At 57.6% G+C, this 6,371-nt stretch carries 5 protein-coding genes and 1 pseudogene; all 6 read left to right on the top strand.

Annotated elements, in window-relative coordinates:
* Positions 1-509 (top strand): pyridoxal-phosphate dependent enzyme (locus IKE44_RS11075; RefSeq protein ID WP_287465908.1); only part of this gene is annotated, 509 nt, incomplete at its 5' end.
* Positions 490-1,299 (top strand): tryptophan synthase subunit alpha, encoded by an 810-nt coding sequence (trpA, locus tag IKE44_RS11070; protein WP_287465910.1) that lies wholly within the window; start codon positions 490-492, stop codon positions 1,297-1,299. The genes IKE44_RS11075 and trpA, both read left to right, overlap by 20 nt.
* 32 nt (positions 1,300-1,331) lie before the next feature.
* A pseudogene (gene hisC, locus IKE44_RS11065) lies at positions 1,332-2,423 on the top strand (histidinol-phosphate transaminase); the annotation flags it as partial.
* A 95-nt stretch (positions 2,424-2,518) separates the two neighbouring features.
* A complete protein-coding gene (locus IKE44_RS11060; RefSeq protein ID WP_033014007.1) occupies positions 2,519-3,622 on the top strand; it encodes a prephenate dehydrogenase in 1,104 nt (367 codons plus the stop codon).
* 28 nt (positions 3,623-3,650) lie between these two features.
* Entirely contained in the window at positions 3,651-4,940 is a 1,290-nt protein-coding gene (gene aroA, locus IKE44_RS11055; RefSeq protein ID WP_287465906.1) for a 3-phosphoshikimate 1-carboxyvinyltransferase, read from the top strand.
* Positions 4,941-5,269: 329 nt separating this feature from the next.
* A partial coding sequence (locus tag IKE44_RS11050) for a tetratricopeptide repeat protein (protein WP_287465904.1) occupies positions 5,270-6,371 on the top strand: 1,102 nt, incomplete at its 3' end.

The raw sequence follows: 6,371 nt of genomic DNA, 5'->3' as shown, positions 1-6,371 counted from the left end.
GCGGCAGCAACGCCATCGGCATGTTTTACCCGTTTTTGCAAGATGACGTCCGCCTTGTCGGGGTGGAAGCCGCCGGCAAAGGCATTGACACCCCTTACCATGCCGCGACGATCACGAAAGGGACGAAAGGGGTCATCCACGGGGCGATGACGTACTTGCTGCAGGATGAGTACGGGCAAATTGTCGAGCCGTACTCGATCTCAGCCGGCCTCGATTACCCCGGCGTCGGTCCGGAGCATGCCTATTTAGCGAGCATCGGCCGCGTCCGCTACGAAAGCGTGACCGACGAGGAAGCGGTCGCGGCGTTTCGGCTGCTGGCGCAAACAGAAGGCATCATTCCGGCGATTGAGTCGGCCCATGCGGTGGCGAAAGCCGTGGAGCTCGCCCAAGCGATGTCGCCGGATGAAACGGTGCTCATTTGCCTGTCCGGCCGCGGCGATAAAGACGTGCAAACGATGATGCGCCATCTTGGCGCGAAAGAAGGTGAAGATGTTGCTGCTATCCGTTAATCCGCCGCTGTTTATTCCCTTTATTGTCGCCGGCGACCCGTCGCCTGAGGTGACGATGGATTTGGCCTTGGCGCTTGAGGAGGCCGGCGCCGATCTATTGGAGCTTGGCGTGCCGTACTCCGACCCGCTCGCCGACGGACCGACGATCCAGCGCGCCGCCGCCCGGGCGCTTGCCGGGAACATGACGTTGCCGAAAGCCATTCATCTCGTCGCCGAAATGCGAAAAAAGGGGGTAACCATTCCGATTATTCTCTTTACGTATTACAATCCTGTGTTACAATTAGGAGAAGAATCCTTTTTTGCTTTAGCGCGGAAAAATGGCGCCAACGGCGTGCTCATTCCCGATTTGCCGTTTGAAGAAAGCGGTCCGCTCCGCGAACTGGGCGAGCGGTTTGGCCTTCCGCTCATTTCGCTCGTCGCGCCGACGTCAAAGCAGCGGATTGAGCGGATCGCTTCGGCAGCGCAAGGGTTTTTGTATTGCGTTTCCTCGCTTGGCGTCACCGGTGTGCGCGAAACGTTGCCGGAGTCGCTTGGCGATTTTGTCAGTGAAGTCAAGCGGCATAGCCGTGTGCCGGTCGCTGTCGGGTTCGGCATCTCCACGCCCGAACAAGTGGCGATGCTGAAAGAGGTGTGCGATGGCGTCGTCATCGGCAGCGCCCTTGTGCAAAAAGTGGAACAGTTGGGGGAACGGCTGCTGGCGCCGGAAGAAAAAGAAGCGGCCATCGCCGAGTTTGCCGCCTACGCCCGCTCGCTCGCCGCGCCGCTTCACGCGCCGTGTTCTTTGCGCTAAAAGTTCCGATGATGAAGGAGTTGGCAACGCGAATGCAAGTGAAAGAGCAGCTTCGGGGACTTCCCCCATACCAGCCGGGAAAATCGATTGAGGAAGTGAAGCGGGAATACGGCCTTTCTGATATTATTAAACTAGCTTCCAATGAAAATCCGTATGGGTCGTCGCCGGCGGCCAAAGCGGCCATCGCCGCCGAGCTTGACCGTCTTGCCGTTTATCCGGACGGCTACGCCCGCACGCTGCGCGAAAAGGTGGCAACGCATCTTGGCGTCAAGGAAACGCAGCTTTTGTTTGGCAACGGCTCGGATGAAGTTGTGCAAATTTTTTGCCGCGCCTTTTTGGAGCCGGGCACGAATACGGTGATGGCGGCGCCGACATTTCCGCAATATCGCCATAACGCGGTCATCGAGCGGGCGGAAGTGCGCGAAGTGCCGCTTGTCGACGGGCGCCATAACTTAGAGGCGATGCTGTCTGCCATCGATGAACGGACGCGCCTCGTTTGGATTTGCAACCCGAACAACCCGACCGGCACGTATGTGAACGAAACGGAATTGCGCGCCTTATTGGACCGCGTGCCGCCGCATGTGCTTGTCGTGTTGGATGAAGCGTATTATGAATACGTCACGGCTCCCGATTATCCACAGACGGTGCCGCTTTTAAATGAATACAGCCAGCTCGTGGTGATGCGCACGTTTTCAAAGGCGTACGGGCTCGCCGCGCTCCGTATCGGCTACGGCATCGCCAGCGGAGCGCTCATCCGCGCCGTTGAACCGGCGCGCGAGCCGTTTAACACGTCAACCGTCGCTCAAGCGGCCGCGGCGGCTGCGCTCGATGACCAGGCGTTCCTCCGCGCCTGCGTCGAACGAAACCGCGCCGAACTCGAGCGGTATTACCGCTTTTGCGACGAGCACGGCCTCAAGTACTATCCGTCGCAAACAAATTTTGTATTTATCGATTTCGGCATTGATGGCAATGAGGTGTTTCAATATTTGCTCGAGCGGGGCGTGATCGTCCGCTCCGGCCGGGCCCTCGGTTTGCCGACCGGTGTGCGCGTCACGATTGGCACGAAAGAGCAAAACGACCGAGTGTTTGAAACGATTGCCAGCATGCTGCGGGAAAAACAGCTCGCCCGACCGGCTTCGCGGCCGCCCAGGCGGAACGATGAGCCCGTTGCTTTTCAGAAGCAGCGGGCGTATGTTTACATACAAAGAAGGTGAGACCATTGGAAGGAAACGTGTTTATCGTCGGCCTCGGCTTAATCGGCGGGTCGATCGCCTTAGCCATTAAAAAGGCGCATCCAGCAGCAGTCGTCATCGGCTACGATGTCAACGGCCATCAGCTTGGTTTGGCGCGTTCGCTTAAGATGATTGACGAAACAGCTCGCACGCTTGAGGATGGGTTTGCCGCCGCGGATTTGATTGTTCTTGCCACTCCGGTCATGCAGACCGAATCGATTTTAGCCGCCATGCCGATTGAGCAGCTGAAGCGCGGTGCGATCGTCACCGATGTTGGCAGCACGAAGCAGCGCATCGTCCAAGGCGCGCGCCGTCTGTTGGAGGCGGGCGTGGCGTTTATCGGCGGCCATCCGATGGCCGGATCGCATAAAAGCGGGGTGGCGGCCGCCCGCGCCCATTTGTTTGAAAACGCCTTTTACATTTTGACGCCGACGGATGATGTGCCGCTCGAACGGGTGGAAACGCTAAAACAATGGCTTTCCGGGACGAAGGCGCAGTTTGTCGTGTTAACGCCGGAAGAGCATGACCGCATCACCGGGGTGATCAGCCATTTTCCGCACTTGATTGCCGCCAGCCTCGTCCATCAGGCGCGCGAGTACGAAAGCAAAAACGCTCTTGTCAGCCGGCTTGCGGCCGGCGGCTTTCGCGATATTACGCGCATTGCATCGAGCAATCCGGAAATGTGGCGCGATATTCTCATTCATAATAAACGCGAGATGCTCGCGCTGTTTGACCGCTGGATGGCGGAGATGGAGCGGCTGCGCTCGTTTGTCGAGGAAGAAAACAGCATCGCCATTTACCATTACTTTCTCGAAGCCAAGCAGTTTCGCGATGGGCTGCCGGCGCGGACGAAAGGAGCGATCCCGTCGTTTTACGATTTGTATGTCGATGTGCCGGACTACCCGGGCGTCATTTCCGAGGTGACCGGCTATTTGGCGCAGGAAAACATCAGCATTACTAACATTCGCATTATTGAGACGCGCGAAGAAATTTACGGGGTGCTCCGCCTCAGCTTCCAAAGCGAAGACGACCGGGCGCGGGCGAAGGCGTGCCTCGCTAAGCATACGAACTATGCGACATATGAAGGATAGCAACGAAAAAACAATGGAGGGATGTTGCATGCAGCTGCCAACGAACGTGTCATCGCTCCGGGGGACGCTTGAAGTGCCCGGCGACAAATCGATTTCCCACCGCGCCGTCATGCTTGGGGCGCTCGCTTCCGGCCGGACGGTCATCGATCACTTTTTGTCCGGCGCCGATTGTTTAAGCACGATCGATTGTTTCCGCCGCCTTGGCGTCGACATCCGCCGGGACGGGACGCATGTTGTGGTTGAAGGAGCGGGGCCGGGTGGGCTGCGTGAGCCAAGTGCTGTGCTTGATGTCGGCAACTCCGGCACCACGGCGCGCCTGCTTTTAGGTATTTTGGCCGGGCAGCCGTTTCACGCCTGTCTCATCGGCGATGAGTCGATCGCCAAGCGGCCGATGGCGCGAGTGACGAAGCCGCTTCGCGAAATGGGAGCGCACATTGACGGGCGCGATGGCGGGAATTATACGCCGCTTTCCATCCGCGGCGGTGCTCTTCGTCCGCTTCGCTTCACCTCGCCGATCGCAAGTGCTCAAGTGAAATCGGCGATTTTGCTTGCCGGCTTGTTTGCCGACGGGGTGACGTCTGTGACCGAGCCGCACCGCTCGCGCGATCATACGGAGCGGATGGTTGGGCTGTTCGGCGGCGAGATGAAAGTGGATGGCTTGACCGTCTCGGTCGCCGGTCCGCAGCGTTTGCGCGGAACGCACGTTTACGTTCCCGGCGACATTTCCTCGGCCGCCTTTTTCCTTGCCGCAGGGGCCATTGTGCCGAACAGCGAAATTACGCTGAAAAACGTCGGCCTAAATCCGACGCGGACCGGCATTATTGACGTGCTCACACAAATGGGCGCTGAGATTGCAATTGAACATGTCCGCCATGAGGACACAGAGCCGGTCGGCGACATCACGGTCCGCACGTCGGCGCTTGGCGCCGTCGAAATTGGCGGCGACTTGATTCCAAGGTTGATCGATGAAATCCCCATCATCGCCTTGCTCGCGACGCAAGCCGAGGGGACGACGGTCATTAAAGACGCCAGTGAATTGAAAGTAAAAGAGACGAACCGAATCGATACAGTTGTTACGGAGCTGAAAAAGTTCGGCGCCGATATTGAAGCGACCGATGACGGCATGATCATCCGCGGCAAAACGCCGCTCGCGGCCGATGGGATCGTCGTAGACAGCCATGGCGACCACCGGATCGGCATGATGCTCGCCATCGCCGCCTGCTGCGCCAAAGGCATGGTCCGTCTTGAGCGTCCGGAGGCGGTCGCTGTCTCGTACCCGGCGTTTTTCTCTGATTTGCGCTCTTTAGTAAACGGGTGAGAACGAACGTCCAAGGATGGAGCGAAAGCGGGAGTGAACCCGCCGGCTGTTGATGCCCCCGCCCCAAGCGGGCGGGCGGTCATATTTTGCATTGTCCGTTCATATGTTGTCAATAAGAGGAATAATTGGCGCTGCTTTTTGAAAGCGGATACATTACCCAACAGCTGGTGCGGCGCGGTTGGCGAGCGGATCGGTTGCCGAAACGGCGATTGTCGATTATGATAAAACATGTTCCCGTTGTGCCGGTACATACCAATGCGGACAGCGAGGGCGGGAAGCGCCGCCCTGTCAGGCAACCTACTTGTCGTTGTAAGAGAGGTTTCGAAACCATGACACGTGTTGAACAAATCATTCGTCTAGTGGAAAACGGAAATGTTGACGAAGCGTTGGCGCTTGTGCCAAAAGTGAAAAAGTACAGCAGTGATGAGGAAAAATATACGCTGGCCGACTGTCTATACTCATGGGGGATGCTCGAGGAGGCAAAAGAGCTGCTCGAGGAACTGGCCAGCCGCTATCCGGACGATGGCGACGTCCGTCTGTTTTTGGCGGAAGTGTATACCGAGCTTGAAGCTGAAGACGAAGCGCTCGCCATTTTGATGGACATCAGCGAAGACGATCCGCAATTCGTCCGGGCGTGCCTGCTTGCGGCGGACCTGTATGAAATGCAAGGGCTGACCGAAGTCAGCGAACGGAAGCTAAAACAAGCGTACGAGAAAGCGCCGGATGAACCAGTCGTGCAATTCGCCTTAGCGGAGTTGTACTTTTCGCTCGGCGAGTACGCCAAAAGCGTGCCGCTTTATGAACAAGTGAGGAAAACGAACCGGGAGATCGCCGGCGTTTTGGTCGCTGAACGGCTCGCCGAGTCGCTCAGCCGCATCGGGGAGTTTGAGGCGGCGCTTCCGCACTATGAGGCGGCGCTTAACGAAAAAACGGACAGCCGGACGCTGTTCGCCTATGGGTTCACCGCCTTGCAGGCCGGCTATACGCAAACGGCCATTGACAAGCTTGGCGCCTTAAAAGAGCTTGATCCTGACTATGCTCCGCTTTACTTATATTTGGCCAAAGCGTATGAACAGGAAGGACAGCTTCAAAAAAGCTACGAAACGGTGCGGGAAGGCATCAGCATCGATGAATGGAACAAAGAGCTCCGCCTGTATGCCGGCAAGCTCGCGCTGAAACTGAACAAACCGGCCGAAGCGGAAGAGCAATTGCAAAAGGCGCTTGAAATCGACAATGGCTATGTCGAGGCGCTGACGGTGTTATCGGCGCTTTGGCTTCATGAGCAACGCTATGAGGACGTCGTGTCGCTCCTCGAGCGGGCGATGGCCGACGGCGAGTATGATCCGCAGTTTGAGTGGGATTTAGGGCGCGCCAAACACCGGTTGGAGCTGTATGATGATGCATTAAACCATTACGCCGAGGCATATAATT

Source organism: Geobacillus sp. (assembly GCF_017515625.1).
GTDB classification, from domain to species: domain Bacteria; phylum Bacillota; class Bacilli; order Bacillales; family Anoxybacillaceae; genus Geobacillus; species Geobacillus stearothermophilus.
The sequence above is the reverse complement of the archived record's forward strand: the minus strand, read 5'-3'. Positions and strand labels throughout refer to the sequence as shown.

Excerpts from the sequence above, each read along its gene's own strand:
- trpA (WP_287465910.1), top strand. The coding sequence starts at position 490 with ATGTTGCTGCTATCCGTTAATCCGCCGCTGTTTATTCCCTTTATTGTC.
- aroA (WP_287465906.1), top strand. The coding sequence starts at position 3,651 with ATGCAGCTGCCAACGAACGTGTCATCGCTCCGGGGGACGCTTGAAGTG.